Origin of the sequence: Bacteroides propionicifaciens DSM 19291 = JCM 14649 (assembly GCF_000375405.1) — a bacterium.
Classification (GTDB): domain Bacteria; phylum Bacteroidota; class Bacteroidia; order Bacteroidales; family Bacteroidaceae; genus Bacteroides_E; species Bacteroides_E propionicifaciens.
On the sequence record NZ_AQWS01000020.1, the window covers coordinates 17,790 to 39,305 of the forward strand.

Here is a 21,516-nt window from a genome sequence, read left to right on the forward strand (position 1 = left end):
CAAAATTAATCTTTTTTTTCCATACTAGCCTTTTATTTCGTACTTTTCGCAAAATACAAAAGGTGGATGATGGAAAAAGGTAAGAAGAAGATCTCTTGGAGAGATTTAATTTATAAGATATTGATTTTTTTAGGGGCGGTATCTCTAATTGTCTATTTCCTGCCTCGTGACGGGCAGTTCAACTATCAATTTGAACTAAATAAACCTTGGCGATATGGACAACTTATAGCCACATTCGACTTCCCTATTTACAAAGATAAAGCAGTTATCAAGTCGGAAAGGGATAGTGTGTTGGAATATCACTTTCACCCCTACTTTCAAAAAAGCAATACCGTAGCCACCGAAAACCTAGCACGCTTCAAAGAAGACTACGACAAGCATCTCAAAAAAAGACTCCCATCAGCACAATACTTTAACTATATCTATGCCAAGTTAGAGTCGATTTACGAACAAGGCATAATGGAAACCGATCAGATGAAGTCACTTCTAGACGATAGGGTTTCGGCAATCATGATTTCTAAAGATCGATTAGCTAGCGAAAAAGAGGTTACCTCTACTTATACTGTAAAGACAGCCTATGAAGCGCTATTCTTGGGCGACAGTATCAAATATAAAACAGACTTACTCAAAGCTTGCGACTTAAACAACTATCTCGAACCCAACTTAACTTACGAAAAAGAGCGTACGCAAACAGCCAGAGAGGAACTGCTCGACAACCTTTCACTCACAAGAGGAGCTGTGTTGAGTGGGCAAAAGATAATTGATCGAGGTGAGCTTGTGGATCAGAAAGCCTATAATATTCTAGAGTCCTTAAAATTTGAAACTCAGAAAAGAAGTGATTCGGTGAGTCAGAAGCATCAAATCTTAGTGGGGCATATCTTATTAATAGCCATACTGATCGGATGCTTTATGATCTATTTAGAGCTCTTCAAAAAGGATTATTATCAACATAAGCGAAGCCTTTCGCTACTGTTCTTGATCGTTATATTTTATTGTGTAATTACCTCGCTAGTTGAAAACAACTTCTTCAGCGTCTATGCCATACCTTATGCAATGACTCCACTGATTATCACGGTATTTCTAGACTCAAGGACAGCCATCGTCGCACACACCATTACAATACTGATTTGTTCTATTTCAGTCAGCTATCCTCACGAATTCATCCTTTTACAACTTATAGCAGGGATGGTGGGTGTTTATAGCTTACGAGAGCTATCGCAACGCTCTCAGCTAATAAAGAGTGCGGTCATTATCACACTCTCCTATATCTTTGTGTTTATGAGCTTAGAGTTGATTTCAGAAAGCGATGTCACTTCATTCAATCTGAGCATGTACAGCTATTTTGCCGTGAATGGTATATTTTTACTGTTTACTTATCCATTGCTATTTGTGTTGGAAAAGACCTTTGGATTTACCTCTAATGTAACGTTGGTCGAGCTTTCAAATATCAATAACAGTTTACTAAGACGACTATCAGAAGTAGCCCCTGGAACTTTTCAGCACTCTATGCAAATGGCCAATCTAGCATCAGAAGCTGCACTTCATATTGGTGCTAATAGCCAGCTCGTACGTACTGGAGCACTATATCATGATATCGGCAAATCACAAAACCCAGCATTCTTTACAGAAAATCAATCGGGAGGAATCAATCCTCACGATAAGCTATCCTATGAACAAAGTGCAGAGGTTGTAATTAACCACATCCACGATGGGGTGAAGCTGGCCGACAAATACAACCTACCTAAGGCTGTTAAAGACTTTATCGTAACACATCATGGTCTAGGTAAAACGAAGTATTTCCTTATCTCGTGGATGAATGAACATCCAGGTGAGACACCAGATGAAGCTAAGTTTACCTATCCTGGGCCAAACCCATTTTCTAAGGAGACTGCAATTCTAATGATGGCAGATGCCGTGGAGGCAGCTTCACGCAGCTTACCTGAGTATACCGAAGAGAGCATTAGCAATCTAGTAGATAAGTTAATAGATACACAAATGGAAGAGGGCTATTTTAGGGAGTGTCCGATTACTTTTCAGGACATAGAAACCGTTAAAACGGTCTTCAAAGAGAAGCTTAAGATTATCTATCACACAAGAATCAGTTATCCTGAGCTACAGAAATAGATTAAATGCTAGTCAATAGCAATAATAAAGGAGCAATTCAACACGTTGAATCGCTCCTTTATTATTGCTATTTTAAACTTATCTCTACTCTTTCTCTTGAGCTACATGAGCAATTAATCCCTCACAAGCATCTTCGAGCAGATCCATAACCAACTCAAAGCCATCGGCTCCTCCGTAATAAGGATCTGGGATATAAGTTGCCTCTTTCTTCACTAAAAAGTCTACCATCTTATGAATCTTCTTGGTCTCCTCAGTCGACGGAGAAAGCTCTTGTAGTTTAGATATATTACCATCGTCCATGCCAATAATCATATCAAAATCGTAGAAGTCTTCTGTTTTTACCTGACGCGAGCGATGGACTAAATCGAAGCCTCGCATTGCTGCATGTTTGCGCATACGCGGATCGGGCAAATCGCCATTATGATATCCATTTGTGCCTGCCGAATCAATAATAAATTGATCAGTCAGTCCTTTCTTCTGGAGTAAGTCGAGCATAATACCTTCGGCAGAAGGTGAGCGACAAATATTTCCTAAACACACGAATAATATTTTCTTCTTATCTTCTTTCTTCATCTTATTAAGTTATTAGAGTGTATAATAGCTTCAATCAACACAAACATAACTCTTTTTATTGGAGATTAAGAACCGTACTATTAATTCGCAGAACTGAAACCCTTCTTACTTACATTGACTTTGCCAGGCTTGCCAGCATACACAACGTCACCACTGCCAATAACTTTACCACTAATGCTCTTCTTAGCGTAACAACGAATATCACCTGAGCCAGTAATACTTGCATTGACATTGTCCACCTTTAAGCTTTGGGCTTTAATATCGCCACTACCAATAATATTATACTCTGCTTGAAGCACTTCGCCTCCATCAATTTCAAGATCACCGCTGCCTTTAATTTGTGCTTTTAAAGAAGTGGAGACTATGTTTTTTAATTCAATATCGCCACTGCCATTAATGGCTAGATTTAGCTTTTGAGTATTGACTTGACCGACCTTAAGATCACCACTACCATTAACAATCATAGAAACTGAAGATCCCCATTCCATTTTGTTTTGAAGGATGATGTCACCACTTCCACTAACTGCTAATTGGTCTAGACTAGGAACTTCAACAAAAAACTGAACGTAATAATCTCTTCTGGTCTTAAAGCTTGCGCCCTTCTTAGTTCTAATCACTAGATTCGATCCATCAACATAGACTTCTAGCTTATCTATCAACTCTTGTGGCCCCTCCGCTTTCACTACGGCAGACTTTCCGTGAGTTACAAACACCTTGGTCGGACCTTGCAGATTTATTCCAGTAAAACTCTTTAGAGAATATTCCTTCTTAACATTTGATGCAAACCCTGTGGCAATAGCAATGACTAAAGTGGCACAGAACATAATAGCTCTTTTCATATTGAATAATTTTAGCTTGAGATTAAACTACCTATTGTTTAACTACTCAGTTTAAGCTTGTAAAGTATCTTATTTTCTGTTATTAATCAAACGATTGAGAGTTATTTTGTGAGATTAAATCAAAGGGTTGTTATGCTAGCCCGACTTACTCGTAACATATAAATAACTTACGCGTTTTACATTGGGTCAACGTCGTAGTAAACAATAAGTGATTTGAAGTTTTTATCGCGAATCATATTGTTTTTAATCTTAAGTAACACCTCTTTAACTTGAGGCATAGAGATGTTACGCTCTATCTTTAACACAATCTTGCGGATATAGAGAAGTTGAATTCGACCAACAGGTGGTTTGTCTGGCCCCAATACACGCGCACCAAAAGCTCCACGTAAGGCTGTAGCCATATGCTGAGCCATAAAGTCGAGCTTCTTTTCGTCACGGTGTTTGAGATAAACATAAATTAGTCTGTAAAAAGGAGGGTAATGAAAAAGTTGGCGCTCTTCGAGTTGACTTGCCACCATCTCTTCGTATCGGTTATTGATTACTTGAGGGATAATGGGGTGATCCATGCTTCGAGTTTGTAAAACCACTCTACCCTGTTTGCCTCTACGCCCTGCTCTGCCTGCTACCTGAGCCATAAGCTGATAAGAACGTTCGTAGGCTCTAAAGTCGGGATAATTGAGCATGGTGTCGGCATTCAAGATACCTACCACACTCACATGGTCAAAGTCGAGTCCTTTGGATACCATCTGCGTACCGATAAGAATATTGGTTTTACCCTCTTCAAAGTCGGCAATAATGCGCTCAAAGCTCGTACGTGTTCGAGTAGTGTCTAAATCCATTCGAGCAACCGAAGCATCGGGAAATAACTCTTTAATCTCAGCCTCAACCTTTTCGGTTCCAAAACCTTTAAATGTCAGGTCAACACCCTCACAAGCTGGGCAGACCGTAGGCAACTGATAAGTATAGCCACAATAATGACAGGTAAGCTCATTTAGCCGTTTATGGTAAGTCAAGCTTACATCGCAATTGGTACATTTGGGCACCCAACCACAGGTATTACACTCTACCATAGGCGCAAAACCACGTCGATTTTGGAAAAGGATAATCTGCTCTTTTTTGTCGAGAGTCTCACGCATCAGGCTAAGCAAGAGAGGTGAAAACTGACCTTTCATGATCTTCTTACGTTTTAAATCGTAAACATCGACAGGTAAAATCTCGGGGAGTTTAATCTCTTTATAACGTTCGGTTAGCTGAACGAGATTATATTTCTGCGTTTGGCAGTTATACCAAGTCTCAACCGAAGGTGTTGCTGTACCCAGCAAAACACGTGCATCGTAAAGATGTGCAAGAACAATGGCAGCATCACGAGCATGGTAGCGAGGTGCAGGGTCATACTGTTTATAAGTCGATTCGTGCTCTTCGTCAACAATAATAAGCCCTAGGCGTTGAAAAGGCAAAAAGATAGAGGAGCGAACACCCAAAATAATTTGGTAAGGCTCATCACTCAATTGCTTTTTCCAAATCTCTACACGCTCAGCATCGGTAAATTTGGAATGATAAACTCCCAACTTGTCACCAAAGACACGCTTTAATCGAGAAGTAATTTGAGTAGTCAAGGCTATCTCGGGAAGTAGATAAAGTACCTGCTTACCATTATTGATTGCCTCTTGAATCAAGTGAATGTATACTTCTGTCTTTCCACTTGAGGTCACACCTTGAAGCAGACAAACAGGTTTGTCTGCCAGTGCAGCTTGAATTTCTTGCAAAGCCTGATTCTGGACTCTACTTAAGGAGTGTAAATCATCGATATCGGCTAAACCACCACCCAAACGACCAATCTCTATTTCATACTCTTCGAACACCCCTTTGTCAACTAACCCCTTAAGGCTAGATCCAGAAGCATTGGCCTGTTCTAATAGTCGAAACCGAGTAACCTCTTTGGGATCACCCTGAGCGAAGAAACGAGAAAGATCAATATACTTTATCAATAAGTCAAGCTGCTTTGGAGCATTACCCAACTGATCGAATAGCGGTTCTATCGCCTCGTTGGTCTGATAAGTAGAGGTCAGACGAACCCGAGTCTCTAGGCGTGGCTTGTAGTTGTTCTTTAGTTCTTCACGCAACATAAGGGCACCACGCTCTAGCAACTTGTTTACAATGGGAAGAATATTCTCAATACCACTATCCTTAATTAACTTAGTAACACTCTGAATAGGATCTTCGGAAAGCAAATCTAAAAGTTTGGTCTCACGATCAGTCAAATCGGGAGTTCCGATATAGTCAAGATTCAGCTCTACAATGGTCTCGCTAGCAAGTTTTAAACCAGAAGGCAAAGCTGCTTTATAGACATCACCTAGAGCGGCTAAATAATAAGACGATAACCAATTCCAAAACTTAAGTTGCTCTGCAAGCAAAATAGGAGTGTCGTCGAGAATCGAAAAAATGGGCTTTACCGTATAACCGACAGGAGCATTGGTATGGAGTTTAACAACAATAGCTGTGTAGTATTTTTTTTTACCAAAAGGCACAATAACACGGACACCTATTTTTAGGTGCTCAACATCAGCCTCATTAAAGCTATAGGTAAACAAACCAGGAATGGGCAAGGGCAAGACAACATCAACAAACTGTTTCATACGTTAAAAACAAAAATACGATATTTTGAGTGAAACAATCCACAATTAACAAGGATTCGCAATTTACAAAGTTTATAACAGCTCCTCTTTGTAATAAACAGGAAAACGATGTATATTCATACTCAAATAGTAAACGAATTTAATTTTCCGAAATCAAAACACATTATCTATTTGTTACATAAAGACTTAATCAATATTAATAGAGTATGACCCAAAGTTCACGTCAGATACAAACTCAAGTTCAAAAGCAGGTTCAAACCTTATCACCCCAACAAATTATGGTGGTAAAGCTACTTGAACTACCTACGCTGGAGTTCGAAGAGCGCATACATGCGGAATTACTCGAAAATCCCGCTTTAGAGGAGGGGGTTGAGTCAAGTGCTGAAGATGACAGTCTGGATAATAATTCTGAAGAAGAAGCAGAGTATGATTCGCTTGACGATTATTTAACAGAAGACGACATCCCCGATTATAAACTAAGAGAAAACAATTATAGCAAAGAAAACCAAGCCGAAGAGATTCCTTTTTCGGACACTACCTCTTTTTATGAGATTCTTTTGGAGCAACTCCGAGAGCGAGAACTCACAGAAAAGCAGGTAGCCATTGGTAAATACCTTATTGGCTCGTTAGATGATGACGGACTAATTCGAAAAACTCTTGACAGCATAGACGATGAACTCGCCATCTATATGGGCATTGAGACCTCTGTTGAAGAGATTGAGCAAGTGCTCAAAATCATCCAAGAATTTGATCCTCCTGGGGTAGGCAGTAGAGATTTGCAAGAGTGTTTGCTGATCCAACTAGATCGTCAGAAAGAGCAAACACCCACAAGTCAAATCGAGCGAAGAATTCTTAGTGAATGCTACGAGGAGTTTACCCGCAAGCACTGGGATAAAATCGCACAAAAGCTCGAAGTCACCGAAGATGAAGTAAAAGCTGCAATTGATGAAATCATCAAACTCAACCCACGTCCAGGTGCATCACTAGGTGAGTCGATCGGAAAAAATCTACAACAGATTATTCCCGACTTTATCGTTGAGAGCTTTGATGGAGCAATCACTGTTTCGCTAAACAACAAGAATGTACCCGAGCTCAGACTCAGTAGGGAGTTTACAACCCTAGTTGAAGAGCACACCAAAAATAAAAAGAATCAGAGCAAGGAGTCTAAAGACGCCATGTTCTTCTTAAAACAAAAAATGGATTCGGCACAAGGCTTTATCGATGCAATCAAGCAGAGGCAAAACACACTTATGTCGACCATGAAAGCAATTGTAGAATTACAGCGCGACTTTTTTATCTACGGTGATGAGTCAAAACTCAAACCGATGATTCTAAAAGATGTAGCCGACATCACAGGACTAGATATATCGACTATCTCAAGGGTTACAAACAGTAAATATGTCCAAACCAATTTTGGTGTATTCTCATTAAAACACTTTTTTGGAGACAGCTTTACTACCGAAGATGGTGAGGAGATGTCTATCCGAGAGGTGAAAAGAATTTTATTGGAGTGCATCGACAAAGAAGATAATAAAAGCCCCTATACCGATGAGGAGCTTTCAAACCTTCTTAAAGAAAAGGGATACCCCATTGCTCGCCGTACGGTAGCAAAATACAGGCAACAGCTCAATATACCTGTTGCTCGATTAAGAAAATGAAAACAATTAGCAATAAATACCTGATTAATGGAGCGAAGATACTTTCACGAATCTTCACTCCATTCTCTGTGCCTTTTTTATCGTTTATTGTGCTGTTTTTATTTACGCATTTGAGCTTGACATTTCCTACAAAGGAGATGTTTTACATTCTCGACATCATATTCCGATTCACTATCATCTTACCAGTGATTAGTATATTCTTTCTACATAAAATTAATCACATCTCTTTTATGGAGCAGCACCCGCTGGAAAGAATTATTGGTAGTTTCATGATTAGTACCTTTTGCTACCTCTTTACTTTCATCGTTCTTATGGAATTGCGAACCCCACTAGTGACTAACTATATTGTCTCATCAATCATTGTTTTGACCGTATTTGTATTAGTTCCTAGAAAATGGAAAGAGGATACTACAGCCGAGGGGCTGATTACAAGTAATTGTGGAATCCTCACTGAGCTAAATCAGAGAGAACAACGTTTTATGCCACTTTTGCTTACCATTATTTCATATACTTTCTGTACATTTATCATGTTGAAAAGAGGGCTTCCTTGGTACTTAAATGGGATCATTTTGGCCTCTTTGATGATTTTAATTATATTACTAATCATTAACGCTCGTTGGAGAGTAAGCGAGCATATGGCTGCCATAGGGGGGGTATTGGCTGGTATTATCGCCTTTAGTGATCTGTTTCTATATAACCCCATCAAATGGATTTGTGCATTTGTATTAATTGCTGGAGCTCTTGGCACAGCACGAATAATTTTAAAGCATAATAATCTGGGAGAAATTTTTGCAGGATTTATAATTGGACTATCTTGTACAATGATCGCACTAAATGACACGTGCAATCACATTATTTCGACAGTATTAAAATATATTATTTAGCATATTAACTTTTAAACTAATTAATTATGAAATTTCCTGAAGAGTTAAAGTATTCAAGTGAGCACGAGTGGGTTCGTAGAGAAGGTGATGTTGTTTATATCGGAATTACCGATTATGCACAAGATCAACTCGGTGATATAGTATATGTTGACATACCAACTGTAGGTGAAACTTTAGATGCTAATGAGATTTTTGGAACTATTGAAGTAGTGAAAACAGTTTCGGACCTATTCTTACCTGTTTCGGGTGAAATCATTGAGCAAAATGAAGCGATTGAAGACAATCCAGAACTTGTTAATGAAGACCCATACGGTGAGGGTTGGCTTATTAAAGTGAAACCCACCAATGAAGAAGATTTTAATGCCTTGCTTGATGCAAAAGCATATAGAGAGATTATTAATAAATAGACATTTATATAATACGGAAAAAGGGTGCAGCTTTTCGTAGATGAGAGGCTGCACTTTTATTTTTAAATTTCAAATAACAAGTTAAAATTATGATACCATTAGTAAGTATAATTATGGGAAGTACATCGGATCTTCCTGTTATGGAGAAAGCAGCTAAGTTTCTGAATGACTTACGTATCCCATTCGAAATTAATGCGCTTTCGGCTCATCGTACACCTGAAGCAGTGGAAAGCTTTGCTAAAAATGCAAAGAGCAAAGGCATAAAAGTTATTATTGCTGCTGCAGGTATGGCAGCACATCTTCCGGGTGTAATTGCAGCCTCAACAACACTTCCTGTTATTGGTGTTCCAATTAAATCGACCTTAGACGGTATGGATGCGTTACTAGCAATTGCACAAATGCCTCCTGGTATCCCTGTGGCAACTGTAGCAATCAATGGAGCACTCAATGCTGCAATTCTTGCAGTACAGATGCTTGCACTATCTGATAGCGATATTGACAGCCGACTAAAACTTTACAAAGATGGTTTGAAGCTTAAGATTGAGAAAGCTAACGAAGACCTACAAGCCATTAAACTCGAATATAAATGTAACTAAATGAATCTATTTAATTACTCCCGAAGAAAAAGCTCCGAAGTTGAAATTGGAGACAAACCCTTGGGAAAAGAGAACCCCATCCGCATCCAATCTATGACCAACACCTCCACTCAAGATGTGGATCAGAGTGTTAGTCAAGTTAAACGGATTGTCGATGCGGGGGCTGATTATGTAAGACTCACCACACAGGGTCTAAAAGAGGTAGAAAGCCTCAAAAAGATTAGTGCTGAGCTCAAAGCTATGGGCTATAGTACCCCACTAGTAGCCGACGTACATTTTAACCCGAAAGTGGCAGATGTTGCAGCGACTATTGTTGAGAAGGTCCGAATTAACCCAGGCAATTATGTAGATCCTGCACGTACATTTAAATCCTTAAGCTATACCGATCAAGAGTATGAGACAGAATTAGATCGGATCAGAAAACGCCTCACAGATTTTATCAACATCTGCAAAGAGAATCGTACGGCTATTCGTATTGGGGTGAACCACGGTTCGCTCTCCGACCGAATAATGTCGCACTACGGTGATACTCCGGCAGGCATGGTAGAGTCGTGCATGGAGTTTTTGAGAATCTGCAAGGCCGAAAACTTCGACAATGTGGTAATCTCAATCAAGGCTTCGAACACGGTAGTTATGGTGCAAACCGTTAGACTGCTAGTTCGTGAGCTCGAAAGAGAGAATATGTCATTCCCTTTACATCTTGGGGTTACTGAGGCTGGTGAAGGAGAAGATGGCAGAATAAAATCGGCACTGGGTATTGGTACTTTACTTGCCGACGGCTACGGTGATACCATCCGTGTATCGCTTAGCGAAGCTCCCGAAAGAGAGATTGCCGTTGCTCAAAAGCTGGTAGATCATATCTTAACACGACAAAACCATAGCCTCATTAAAGCAGAGGTTGCAACCGAGTTTAACTATTTTGAGCCTAGCCGTCGCAAGACCCATGAGGTAAAAAATATCGGCGGACATCTGGTTCCTGTTGTGATTTCGGATAGGTTAGATGGAAGCTTTGTAACTGATAAAAATTTCATACCCGACTACCTATTTGTAGGCGATAAACTGCCTAAAGTTAGAGAAAGTTCGGCCTATATACTCGATGCTTTACATTGGCAAGGGGATAAGAACAGCTATCCAGCCTTCACTACAAGCCAGATTAAGTTACTGATTGAGACAGAAGTAGACCTCAAATTCTTATTTATAAGTTTACCTGAGCTTACAGAGGATATAATCTCCATGCTTAAAAAACAACCTGAGGTAGTGCTTATCGGAAATTCTAGCCACCAAAACCGACTCGGAGAGCAACGTGCATTAGCGCATAAGCTCACGGAGCAGGGAATAACTAACCCACTAATTTGGCACGAGACTTATAAGGAAGATGATTTAGAGAATATACAAATCAAGTCGGCAGCCGACTTGGGGCCACTTATTCTTGATGGCTTCTGTGATGGTATTTTTTTACAGAATCAAGGTGTTCTTACACACGCCCAAATCGACTCAACTGCATTTAGTGTTTTACAAGCAGGACGCGTACGCACATCCAAAACAGAGTTTATCTCTTGCCCAGGCTGTGGAAGAACGCTATTTAACCTTGAAAGCACAATTGCAAAGGTTAAAGCGGCGACTAAGCATCTTAAAGGGTTGAAAATTGGAATTATGGGTTGCATAGTCAATGGACCTGGCGAAATGGCGGACTCCGATTATGGCTATGTGGGAGCAGCGCGAGGAAAAGTTAGTCTATACAAAAAGAAAGAGTGTATAGAGAAAAACATTCCTGAAGAGCATGCAGTCGAACGACTAATCCAACTAATCAAAGATAACGGCGATTATGTAGAGGATACTGAAGAGTAAATTCTTATTAAATACAGACTATGACAAAGTGGTTGTGGATAGGCTTCTGCCTTCACAACTACTTTTTTATTAGACTAAATCTATCTTGCTCCGACTTGCTTGGCCACACGCTGAATAAGGAAGATACAGATAATAGCAGCAATAGAAACTATAATTCCAACCTTATCAAAATGCTCCAAAGGACTTCCCTCTCCTTTTTGAACAATGATCAACCCTGATACCATCGCACCTAACCCATTTGAAAGTTGTTGAAAAGATGAGCAAAGACTCATATAACCTCCGCGATCATCAACACTAGGCATAGCCGTATTTAAGGCCATAGTAGGAATCAATCGACCATTTATCCCCGTAAGCATGACAATATTAATAAGGATTACCACCCACAAGGGCTGAGGAGAGAGTGTAGTAAAGACCATAGTCATCACAACAGTTACTAGTGCACCTACCAAGAAAACCGTACGCTTAGGGAATATATCGCTCAACCTACCAATATAAATCATAATAAAAACACTTGCTATTCCTGATGCCATATAAAGGTAAATCAGGTCATTCTGAACGATGTGAATATTATTAATCAAGAAGGTTGGGCTGAAGGGCATAATCATTGCACTACCTAGCGAAACGAGCATCACTAAGGCAAAACCTGCAAAATATTTTTTATTAGTGAGTATTTTCCAAAGGTGAACTAGTGGCTTTTCGTTTTGAGTCGCTTGACTGAGATGGGTCTTTATGGGTTGCATTTTGAACAAGATGACAAATCCTAGAATAACACCCATTGCACCAATCGACAAGAATATATCATTCCAAACCCAGTGTTCGATAACAAATATACCAAAAGGGATTCCTACAATCTGGCTAACCGAAAAAGCCATTTGAATAAAACCCATAACCCGACCACGCTGGCTTAAAGCAAAGATATCAGCAACTATCGATAGTACGATCGAACCAATAACACCACCAAACACACCTGTAAGTGTACGAGCGACTAGCAATAAATGGTAATCGGTAGAAAAGCCACAGAGGAAAGTACCAATTAGAAAACCAGTATAAAAGAATAGTAAAAACTTCTTGCGATCGAATTTATCGGCAATAGAGGCTGAAAAGAAACCCGAAACACAGGCTCCAAAGGCATACCCTGAAATCAAGAATCCAAACTGAGAGGTATCTATATGCAAATCACGCATCATTGTGTCACCCAATGGAGAAACTACAGCATACCCAAAAACAACAGTAAACTGCAACAGAGTCAGTATACCGATGAGAAAAACTTGATAAGGAGTAAACTTCTGATTCTTTAAAGAGATTGCTTCAGGGTTGGCCATAGCACATTATTTATTATTTAGATAAGCCACAGTCGTTTCATCATTCAAGCAGACCTGAGCTAGATTTATTCTATAAACGGATTTTGGGTTAACTTGTTGATTAAAAGTACAGCTTAGTTTGCTATTAAGAGTCAAATTTTAATCAATGCACCCAGTTGTGTGCAAAAAAAAGAAGGAGTGATTTACTAGTAAATCACTCCTTCTTTTTTGTATTGAAACTATATGATTAATAGTTAGTTTTTTCAACTTCAAAGTATGCTTGTGGATGAAGACAAGCAGGGCATAATGCTGGAGCTGCTTCACCAACGTGAATGTAGCCACAGTTACGGCATTGCCATACAACTTCACCTTCTTTAGCAAATACAGCAGTATTTTCGATATTGCTGATAAATTTACGGTAACGATCTTCGTGTGCTTTCTCAGCAATACTGATCATACGGTACATTTTAGCAATTGCAGGAAAACCTTCTTGTTCAGCAACGTCAGCAAAATGAGGGTAGTCGTGTGACCACTCTTGGTGTTCACCCATTGCAGCTTCGTTTAAGTTTTCTAAAGTAGTGCTAATAACACCAGCTGGGTAAGAAGCAGTAATTTCAACCTCTCCACCTTCCAAAAATTTGAACATTCTTTTAGCGTGCTCTTTCTCTTGATTAGCTGTTTCTGTAAAGATATCAGCAATTTGTTCGTAACCCTCTTTTTTTGCAACACTTGCAAAATAGGTATAACGCATACGAGCTTGAGACTCACCAGCAAAAGATGTCAATAAGTTTTTTTCTGTTTGAGTTCCTTTTACACTTTTAGCCATAATTCTTCTTGTTTAAATTGGTTATAAATAATACTTTTATTAAATAGCCTTACACACAAGCAAACTTATAAAAAACTCTCTAGTAATCCAACAAACTCAAAGATTTGTTTCTCAATTTACTAAGCCCTAGGGCTTATTTATAATCCTTACAAAAAACATTTATCTTCATCTTATTTTATGTAATTTTGCAAAGCAAACACAATCTTCTCATTCATTTAAATTAAATTACAATGTTTGAATTTAAACCCAAATTATTCACTACACTAAAAGACTATTCCAAACAGACATTCTCGGCCGACCTAATGGCGGGTGTAATTGTGGGTATAGTAGCACTTCCTTTAGCGATAGCGTTCGGTATAGCAAGTGGCGTATCTCCAGAGAAGGGGATCATTACAGCTATTATTGCTGGTTTTATTGTCTCCATCTTCGGCGGAAGCAAAGTTCAAATTGGAGGCCCAACGGGAGCATTTATTGTTATTATCTATGGCATTATTCAGGAGTACGGTACCAGTGGGTTAATCGTAGCAACCTTAATGGCTGGGGTGATGTTAATTGCCATGGGAGTCTTTAAACTAGGAACGATCATTAAGTTCATTCCCTATCCTATTATTGTAGGTTTTACAAGTGGTATTGCGGTGACTATTTTCACCACTCAAATTGGGGATGCTCTAGGCCTAAACTTTAACGGTGAAGTTATGCCTGGAGATTTCGTTAGTAAATGGATACTCTATTTTAAGAGCCTCCCAACACTAGACATTTGGAATACACTCATCACCGCTGGTAGCTTGGCTATAATTATAGTAACACCTCGCTTCTCTAAAAAGATTCCTGGTTCACTATTGGCGATAATCATTATGACGGTCCTAGGCTGGCTCTTTAAGGAATATCTAGGAGCAAGTAGTATATCAACAATTGGAGATCGTTACACCATCAATGCGGCACTTCCAGCAATGGAAATTCCAACACTGAGTTGGGCTGCATTTCGAAACTTACTACCCGTAGCAGCAGTTATCGCTATTCTAGGGGCAATAGAGTCTCTACTCTCAGCAACTGTAGCCGATGGAGTAACAGGTGATAAGCACGATTCAAACACTGAACTCATAGCACAAGGTATTGCCAATGTAGTTACTCCTTTGTTTGGTGGTATCCCTGCTACAGGAGCAATAGCTAGAACAATGACCAACATCAATAACGGAGGTAAAACACCAGTTGCAGGGATTATCCATGCTATAGTACTGCTCTTAATACTATTGTTTTTGATGCCCTTAGCTCAGTACATTCCTATGGCCTGTCTTGCTGGAGTGCTGATTATTGTATCCTACAACATGAGTGAGTGGAGAACATTCAAAGCACTACTTAAGAATCCTAAAGCCGATGTCGCAGTTTTACTTGCAACATTCCTACTCACCGTGATTTTCGACCTTGTTGTTGCGATTCAAGTGGGACTATTATTAGCAGCACTACTGTTTATGAAACGTGTAGCCGAAACAACTACCGTATCAGTAAACAAAGAGAAAATTAAGCTTACCGAAGATTATGGACCCGACTACCAAACAGATGACGATATTAGTATTCCTAAAGATGTAGAGGTTTATGAGATTGAAGGTCCATTTTTCTTTGGAATTGCTAACCGATTCGAGGAGCTTATGATTACACTTAAAGACAAACCGCAGGTTCGCATATTTAGAATGAGAAAGGTACCATTCATTGATTCTACAGGTATTAAGAACCTAAAAACACTATGCTTAACTTCACACAAACAAGGCATAAAAATTGTACTTTCTGGTGTCACACCTTCGGTATATAGAACACTTGAGATGGCTGATTTCAAGGTTGTTGTAGGCGATGAGAACATCTGCCCCAATATCTACGAGGCAATTAAAAGAGCTGAAGATATTATTCAAAGTTCTAAGCAAGAAATTTGAGAATGACTACATACCATTCTTAAATAATAAATCAGGCGATAATTAGTTTTAATTATCGCCTGATTTATTATCGGTTGCATCGATTACATACAAAAAATAGCTGTATCTAAAACTTGGATACAGCTATAAATACATATTACAAGATTAAACTAGGCCTTAAATGCCTCACTAATATCTTTAGCAATTGCAGCGAGCTCTTCTTGCGATAATTTTAATTTAGGATTAGAAAGAATCATATCGGACTCTTTAGTTATAGGGATAAGATGAATATGGGCATGGGGAACTTCAAGTCCCACGACAGCAACACCTACACGCTTACAAGGTATGACCTTCTCGATTGCTTTAGCTACACGTTTTGCGAAAATGTGCATCGCTGCCAATTCATCATCATCTAAATCAAAAACATAATCAACTTCACGCTTGGGCACAACCAAAGTATGCCCTTTGGAAAGCGGGTAGATATCCAAAAAAGCATAGAACTGATCATTCTCAGCTACTCTATAGCTAGGAATATCACCTTTAATAATCTGAGTAAAAATAGTTGCCATTATAAGGTTAATAAGGTTAGGGTTATTAAATTGTTATTTCAACAACTTCTAGGGTAATCATACCTTGAGGAACTTTAATTTCAGAAACATCACCAACTTTCTTACCAAGCAAACCTTGCGCTATGGGTGTGTTCACAGAAATCTTTCCTTTCTTAAGGTCAGCTTCCGACTCAGAGACTATCGTATAAGTCATCTTTGCGTTGTTCTTTACGTTTTTAAGGACAACTGTGTTCAATATTTGAACGGAGTCCGTACTGAGTTTTGACTCATCAATAATACGTGCATCAGCAATAATCATCTTCAGGTTGTTGATTTTCATCTCCAACATACCTTGAGCTTCTTTAGCTGCATCGTACTCCGCATTTTCAGATAAATCGCCTTTATCTCTAGCTTCACCTATTTGACGTGAAATTTCTGGTCGTTGAACTGTTTCCAATTCTCTGAGCTCTTCTACTAATTGGTTGTAACCACTTTCTGACATGTATGCCATATTCAATCCTCCTAAATAATCTAAGTTATACTTATTAAAATAAACAAAAAAGAATTCCAACATAATCAAATGTTGGAACCCTCCATTATATCTTGTTCTGATGTTCTAAAATACTCCTTCTTGAAGTCTTATGCAAAGATAAAGCAATAAATTTATTGAATCAAAGAATTAAAGGAGCTAAAAAGCCCATGATTAAGATTCAATAAAATTAAGACATTATAATAACGGTTTAAGTGCAGCCTCGATATCTGAAAGCTGTTCTCCTCTTGCCACCAATTCGTTATTCCTATTAATTAAGAAATAGGTTGGTACTTTTTTAACATCGTAAGTTGATGCGTATTTTGAGTAAATACCATTTCCGTCTCTGACACATACCCAAGGGAGATTATCAACAGATGTCTTCCAGAAATGTTCATCAGCATCAAGCGATACCTGATAAACCTCTAAACCTTTATCTGCATATTTCTGATAAAGCTCACGAACCGAGAACACGTGAGATGCCGAAACAGGGCTTTGATATACAATAAAGTCAAGCAATACGACTTTACCTTTTAGATCACTCAACTTCTGCACCTTACCATGCAAGTCACGCAATTCAATATCGATAAGGCCAGTATAGCTTATTTTATCTTCAGGAATCTCAATAGACTTCTCTCCTGTTTTGCGTGTGTTTCGCATCCCTTTTATAACAATATTATAGAGGTTTTTTGAACGATCTGCATGGGGATAGTACTCATTCAAACTCGTAGCGACAGAAGCAAAACACCGTAAGTCCTCTTTGCTGTTTAATGGATCAAAAAGCATAAAGCCATTAATCTTAGGAAACAAAGCATAGTAGGCAGCACTTGTATTGGGTGCACTGAAGATATAGTTCTTTTGAATATCATCCTTATAAGTTTCAAATAGCTTTGTGAGATTTTCTTGCAGAACTTTGTTGGATATTTCACCCTTACGCGACTTGTCAAGCAGCGAGTTTACCTGCCCCTGAAGCTCCATCTGTTTTAGGCTAATCTCTTTAATCTTTTGAGCATTTTCTGAACCTTCCACTTCATACTGAGTAGCGAAGTTAGGTAAGCTAGCTGAAAACTTCAAGGTTTCAGTAGAATCAATAGAGAAGTGGATTACCTTATTGTTAATACGTAAACGATAAAACTCAGGTGACTCTGGTTTTAAAGCTTCAAAAGAGAAGGCTCCATTAGAGCTCAGCTTCACTGAATCTAATACTACTAGACCTTGAAGTTGAGAGGCTTCAAGATAGAGAACCTCATCGTTAGCATTGGCAACCTTACCTTCTACATGGAATTTCTCATTGGATGAGCAGGCAGATAAAAGCAACACCAAAGCAAATGTAAACAGTGCTGATATTTTTTTCATAATTTAGTGAGTGTGTACATCAATTTTACAAATATACATCTTTTCATTCTTTTCTATGCGTAATTGAACGGTCAACAAGAATAAAATTTAGAGACTCCAAAATACAATATTTTAACTCATTCACACCATATTAGAATGTTTTATTGTATATCTTTGCATGAATTTGAAGAAAAGAAATAGATAAAACAATTTTTATGATTAACCCAATTGTTAAAACGATCGAGCTAGGTGATGGAAGAACAATCACGCTCGAGACGGGAAAGTTGGCAAAACAGGCAGATGGTGCTGTAATGTTACGCATGGGTAACACCATGATGTTAGCTACTGTTTGTGCCGCTAAAGATGCAGTTCCCGGAACAGATTTTATGCCACTTCAGGTAGAGTATAAAGAAAAATTCTCTGCTTTTGGACGCTTTCCTGGTGGTTTCACAAGAAGAGAAGGTAGAGCCTCTGATTCTGAAATCCTTACTTGCCGCTTAGTTGACCGCGCTCTACGTCCCCTATTCCCAGACGACTACCACGCTGATGTATTTGTAAACATTACGCTTTATTCAGCTGATGGTGTTGATATGCCAGATGCACTTGCTGGACTTGCTGCCTCAGCAGCTTTAGCAGTGTCTGATATACCTTTCAATGGCCCTATCTCTGAAGCACGTGTTGCACGTGTGAATGGAGAGTTTGTGGTTAACCCAACATTCCAACAACTTGAACAAGCCGACATGGACGTTATGGTAGCTGCTACCTATGAAAACATCATGATGGTTGAAGGTGAAATGGATGAGGTTTCAGAAGCCGAATTGTTAGAAGCAATGAAAGTTGCTCACGAAGCAATTAAAGTACATTGCAAAGTTCAAATGGAACTAGCAGAAGCTGTTGGCTCAACTGTAAAACGCACATATTGCCACGAAGAAAACGACGAAGAACTTCGTCAACTTGTTCACGATGCTTGTTACGACAAAGCATATGCTGTAGCAGCTTCAAGCAACAACAACAAACACGAGAGAGGTGATGCTTTTGAGGCTATTAAAGCTGAATTCAAAGCTCAATACGACGAAGAAAAGCTTTCTGAGAAAGAAGGTTTGATCAATAAATATTACCACGATGTAGAGAAAGAAGCTATGCGTCGTTGTATTTTAGATGAAGGAAAACGTCTTGACGGACGTGAAACAAGCCAAATTCGTCCTATCTGGAGCGAAGTTGATTGTCTTCCTGGACCTCACGGTTCATCTATCTTCACTAGAGGTGAGACTCAAGCACTTTGTACTGTTACATTAGGTACAAAATCGGACGAAAAAATCATCGATGATGTACTTTTCCACGGTAAAGAACGCTTCTTACTTCATTATAACTTCCCTCCATTCTCAACAGGTGACGCAAGAGCACAAAGAGGTGTAGGACGTAGAGAGATTGGTCACGGTAACCTTGCTCACAGAGCACTTAAAGGTATGATCCCTGACAACTACCCATACGTTATTCGTTTGATCTCTGATATCCTTGAATCAAACGGTTCGTCTTCAATGGCAACAGTTTGTGGTGGTACTCTAGCGCTTATGGACACAGGTGTGCCTATTAAGAAGCCAGTATCGGGTATCGCTATGGGATTAATCAAAAACACAGGTGAAGATAAATTTGCTGTACTTTCTGATATTCTTGGAGACGAAGATCACTTAGGTGATATGGACTTCAAGGTAACAGGTACAAAAGATGGTATCACAGCTACTCAAATGGATATTAAAGTAGATGGTTTGTCATTCGACATTCTAGAAGCTGCTTTAAGACAAGCTAGAGAAGGCCGTTTACACATCCTAGGCAAGATGGTTGAAACTATGGATGCTCCTCGTGAGGATCTTAAAGACCACTCTCCACGAATTGAAAGCATCCGAATTCCTAAAGAATTCATTGGTGCAATCATTGGCCCTGGTGGTAAAATCATTCAAAGCATGCAAGAAGAAACTGGCGCTACTATCTCTATCGAAGAAGTTGATGGTGAAGGTCGCGTAGAAATATCTGGTACAAACAAAAAATGTATTGATGACGCAGTTTCTATAATCAAAGGTATTGTATCTGTACCAGAAGTTGGTGAAGTATACAAAGGTAAAATCCGCTCAATCATGCCTTATGGAGCTTTCGTTGAATTCCTTCCAGGAAAAGACGGACTTCTTCATATCTCTGAAATCGCATGGGAAAGACTTGAAAAAGTTGAAGATGCAGGTTTGCACGAGAATGATACGATCGATGTTAAGCTAATTGACGTAGACAAGAAAACTGGTAAGTTTAAACTTTCACGTAAAGTACTTCTAGAGCGTCCAGAAAAGGACTAGTCAACTCAAATTGATATATAAAGATAAAGCCTCACTTTTAGTTAAGTGAGGCTTTATTATTTTGTGATATTGCTTAGGCTATAATACCTAGTCTATTCGTATTCGATAATAGGCAATTCACCAGTCAAAGCACCATAAGCATTAAGTGCCAAAGCCTCCAACTCGTCTTCACCAGGATAAACATGAATAGGTGCGATAAACTCAATCTTGGGGCATAGTCGCTCAATTACATAATCGGAATGTGATAACCCACCCGTAAGCAATATAGCATCAACACGACCATTTAATACTGTTGAAGCACCACCAATGGCTTTGGCTACATTATAGATCATCGCCTCACAGATGAGCTGGGCTTTCTTATCTCCCGCTTCAATCATAAGTTCAATCTCAATCATATCTGTAGAGCCTAAATGGGCTGCCAAGCCTGCTTGTCCAGATATTCTTTTTTTTAGGTCTTCACGGGTATATTGCCCACTAAAACAAAGATCCACAAGCTGACCTGCGGGCAATGTTCCAGCACGTTCAGGAGAAAAAGGACCTTCACCATTGAGTGTATTGTTCACATCGACTACACGGCCCAACTTATGGGTACCGACAGAAATTCCACCTCCCAAATGACAAACAATGAGATTGAGCTCTTCATACTTTCGGCTTTGTTCTTTGGCAAAGCGACGAGCAATAGCCTTTTGATTAAGTGCATGAAAAATAGATATACGAGGTAATAAAGGAGAACCCGAAATTCGAGCCACATCATCCAACTCATCGACCACACCTGGATCAGCAATAAATGCTTTACAGCCGGGAATACTTTGAGCAAGTTCGGATGCTATTAGACATCCCAAATTACAAGCATGAGTCCGCTTTGCATTAATTGTGTCCCGAAGCATTGCCTGGTTTATGGTATATACTCCCCCACAGATTGGTTTTACCAACCCTCCTCTACCAATTACAGCATCAAACTGAAAAGGAATATTATTTTGCTTTAACTCCTCAAGCACTAAGGTTTTTCGAAAATGATATTGGTCTGTAACTCGCTCAAACTTGGCTAGACTAGAGATCTCGTGGGGTATCTTTTTCACTAGAATTGGGGTAGTATCATCGTACACAGCCATCTTTGTTGATGTCGAGCCTGGATTTATTGCTAAAATTCTCATAAAGTTATATTT

17 protein-coding genes are annotated in these 21,516 nt (G+C 39.2%); 8 read left to right on the forward strand and 9 right to left on the reverse strand.

All coding sequences use genetic code 11. From position 1 onward, the window contains the following. Window positions 1-69: 69 nt before the first annotated feature. A complete protein-coding gene (locus B091_RS0107430) occupies window positions 70-2,124 on the forward strand; it encodes an HD family phosphohydrolase (RefSeq protein ID WP_018109382.1) in 2,055 nt (684 codons plus the stop codon). An 84-nt stretch (window positions 2,125-2,208) separates the two neighbouring features. On the opposite strand, the gene B091_RS0107435 is transcribed toward B091_RS0107430, so the two are convergent. The 3 genes from B091_RS0107435 to priA form a co-directional block, all read right to left on the reverse strand. Beyond that, entirely contained in the window at window positions 2,209-2,697 is a 489-nt protein-coding gene (locus B091_RS0107435) for a low molecular weight protein-tyrosine-phosphatase (protein ID WP_018109383.1), read from the reverse strand. A gap of 80 nt (window positions 2,698-2,777) precedes the next feature. Beyond that, window positions 2,778-3,536 (reverse strand): head GIN domain-containing protein, encoded by a 759-nt coding sequence (locus B091_RS0107440; RefSeq protein ID WP_018109384.1) that lies wholly within the window; start codon window positions 3,534-3,536, stop codon window positions 2,778-2,780. 176 nt (window positions 3,537-3,712) lie between these two features. Beyond that, on the reverse strand, window positions 3,713-6,172 hold the full coding sequence (gene priA, locus B091_RS0107445) for a replication restart helicase PriA (RefSeq protein WP_018109385.1): 2,460 nt from the start codon (window positions 6,170-6,172) through the stop codon (window positions 3,713-3,715). A 206-nt stretch (window positions 6,173-6,378) separates the two neighbouring features. On the opposite strand from priA, the gene rpoN reads away from it, so the two are divergent. From rpoN to B091_RS0107470, 5 genes are all read left to right on the forward strand, one after another. Further along, window positions 6,379-7,830 (forward strand): RNA polymerase factor sigma-54, encoded by a 1,452-nt coding sequence (gene rpoN / locus B091_RS0107450; RefSeq protein WP_018109386.1) that lies wholly within the window; start codon window positions 6,379-6,381, stop codon window positions 7,828-7,830. Next, window positions 7,827-8,714 carry a hypothetical protein gene (locus B091_RS11920; protein ID WP_051552744.1) on the forward strand — a complete coding sequence of 296 codons (888 nt, stop codon included), beginning with the start codon at window positions 7,827-7,829 and terminating at the stop codon, window positions 8,712-8,714. Before rpoN ends, B091_RS11920 begins: the two co-directional genes overlap by 4 nt. Window positions 8,715-8,740: 26 nt before the next feature. After that, window positions 8,741-9,121 carry a glycine cleavage system protein GcvH gene (gene gcvH / locus B091_RS0107460; protein ID WP_018109388.1) on the forward strand — a complete coding sequence of 127 codons (381 nt, stop codon included), beginning with the start codon at window positions 8,741-8,743 and terminating at the stop codon, window positions 9,119-9,121. Window positions 9,122-9,210: 89 nt separating this feature from the next. Next, complete coding sequence (purE, locus tag B091_RS0107465; RefSeq protein ID WP_025069422.1) at window positions 9,211-9,717, forward strand: 5-(carboxyamino)imidazole ribonucleotide mutase; 507 nt, start codon at window positions 9,211-9,213, stop codon at window positions 9,715-9,717. Then, complete coding sequence (locus tag B091_RS0107470; RefSeq protein ID WP_018109390.1) at window positions 9,718-11,565, forward strand: 4-hydroxy-3-methylbut-2-en-1-yl diphosphate synthase; 1,848 nt, start codon at window positions 9,718-9,720, stop codon at window positions 11,563-11,565. Between the two features lie 80 nt (window positions 11,566-11,645). On the opposite strand, the gene B091_RS0107475 is transcribed toward B091_RS0107470, so the two are convergent. After that, window positions 11,646-12,887, reverse strand: a complete 1,242-nt coding sequence (locus B091_RS0107475) for an MFS transporter (protein ID WP_018109391.1) — start codon at window positions 12,885-12,887, stop codon at window positions 11,646-11,648. A gap of 226 nt (window positions 12,888-13,113) precedes the next feature. Then, window positions 13,114-13,692 carry a rubrerythrin gene (gene rbr, locus B091_RS0107480; RefSeq protein ID WP_018109392.1) on the reverse strand — a complete coding sequence of 193 codons (579 nt, stop codon included), beginning with the start codon at window positions 13,690-13,692 and terminating at the stop codon, window positions 13,114-13,116. 224 nt (window positions 13,693-13,916) lie between these two features. Between rbr and B091_RS0107485 the strand changes: the two genes are divergently transcribed. Further along, window positions 13,917-15,617: a SulP family inorganic anion transporter gene (locus B091_RS0107485; protein WP_025069421.1), complete on the forward strand. Its 1,701-nt coding sequence runs from the start codon at window positions 13,917-13,919 to the stop codon at window positions 15,615-15,617. Between the two features lie 149 nt (window positions 15,618-15,766). Here B091_RS0107485 and B091_RS0107490 read toward each other — a convergent pair whose 3' ends face one another. The 3 genes from B091_RS0107490 to B091_RS0107500 form a co-directional block, all read right to left on the reverse strand. After that, complete coding sequence (locus tag B091_RS0107490) at window positions 15,767-16,165, reverse strand: HIT family protein (protein WP_018109394.1); 399 nt, start codon at window positions 16,163-16,165, stop codon at window positions 15,767-15,769. A 25-nt stretch (window positions 16,166-16,190) separates the two neighbouring features. Next, entirely contained in the window at window positions 16,191-16,655 is a 465-nt protein-coding gene (gene greA / locus B091_RS0107495) for a transcription elongation factor GreA (RefSeq protein ID WP_025069420.1), read from the reverse strand. Window positions 16,656-16,871: 216 nt separating this feature from the next. Further along, window positions 16,872-18,029, reverse strand: a complete 1,158-nt coding sequence (locus B091_RS0107500; RefSeq protein ID WP_018109396.1) for a TlpA disulfide reductase family protein — start codon at window positions 18,027-18,029, stop codon at window positions 16,872-16,874. Between the two features lie 194 nt (window positions 18,030-18,223). On the opposite strand from B091_RS0107500, the gene pnp reads away from it, so the two are divergent. Beyond that, window positions 18,224-20,350, forward strand: a complete 2,127-nt coding sequence (pnp, locus tag B091_RS0107505) for a polyribonucleotide nucleotidyltransferase (RefSeq protein WP_018109397.1) — start codon at window positions 18,224-18,226, stop codon at window positions 20,348-20,350. Window positions 20,351-20,442: 92 nt separating this feature from the next. Here pnp and buk read toward each other — a convergent pair whose 3' ends face one another. Then, window positions 20,443-21,504, reverse strand: coding sequence for a butyrate kinase (buk, locus tag B091_RS0107510; protein ID WP_025069419.1), 1,062 nt, complete (start codon window positions 21,502-21,504; stop codon window positions 20,443-20,445). Window positions 21,505-21,516: the final 12 nt, after the last annotated feature.

Bases quoted from the DNA above. Each gene is read 5' to 3' on its own strand.
- B091_RS0107430 (WP_018109382.1), top strand. From the start codon at position 70: ATGGAAAAAGGTAAGAAGAAGATCTCTTGGAGAGATTTAATTTATAAG.
- B091_RS0107435 (WP_018109383.1), bottom strand. From the start codon at position 2,697: ATGAAGAAAGAAGATAAGAAGAAAATATTATTCGTGTGTTTAGGAAAT.
- B091_RS0107440 (WP_018109384.1), bottom strand. From the start codon at position 3,536: ATGAAAAGAGCTATTATGTTCTGTGCCACTTTAGTCATTGCTATTGCC.
- priA (WP_018109385.1), bottom strand. From the start codon at position 6,172: ATGAAACAGTTTGTTGATGTTGTCTTGCCCTTGCCCATTCCTGGTTTG.
- rpoN (WP_018109386.1), top strand. From the start codon at position 6,379: ATGACCCAAAGTTCACGTCAGATACAAACTCAAGTTCAAAAGCAGGTT.
- B091_RS11920 (WP_051552744.1), top strand. From the start codon at position 7,827: ATGAAAACAATTAGCAATAAATACCTGATTAATGGAGCGAAGATACTT.
- gcvH (WP_018109388.1), top strand. From the start codon at position 8,741: ATGAAATTTCCTGAAGAGTTAAAGTATTCAAGTGAGCACGAGTGGGTT.
- purE (WP_025069422.1), top strand. From the start codon at position 9,211: ATGATACCATTAGTAAGTATAATTATGGGAAGTACATCGGATCTTCCT.
- B091_RS0107470 (WP_018109390.1), top strand. From the start codon at position 9,718: ATGAATCTATTTAATTACTCCCGAAGAAAAAGCTCCGAAGTTGAAATT.
- B091_RS0107475 (WP_018109391.1), bottom strand. From the start codon at position 12,887: ATGGCCAACCCTGAAGCAATCTCTTTAAAGAATCAGAAGTTTACTCCT.
- rbr (WP_018109392.1), bottom strand. From the start codon at position 13,692: ATGGCTAAAAGTGTAAAAGGAACTCAAACAGAAAAAAACTTATTGACA.
- B091_RS0107490 (WP_018109394.1), bottom strand. From the start codon at position 16,165: ATGGCAACTATTTTTACTCAGATTATTAAAGGTGATATTCCTAGCTAT.
- greA (WP_025069420.1), bottom strand. From the start codon at position 16,655: ATGGCATACATGTCAGAAAGTGGTTACAACCAATTAGTAGAAGAGCTC.
- B091_RS0107500 (WP_018109396.1), bottom strand. From the start codon at position 18,029: ATGAAAAAAATATCAGCACTGTTTACATTTGCTTTGGTGTTGCTTTTA.
- pnp (WP_018109397.1), top strand. From the start codon at position 18,224: ATGATTAACCCAATTGTTAAAACGATCGAGCTAGGTGATGGAAGAACA.
- buk (WP_025069419.1), bottom strand. From the start codon at position 21,504: ATGAGAATTTTAGCAATAAATCCAGGCTCGACATCAACAAAGATGGCT.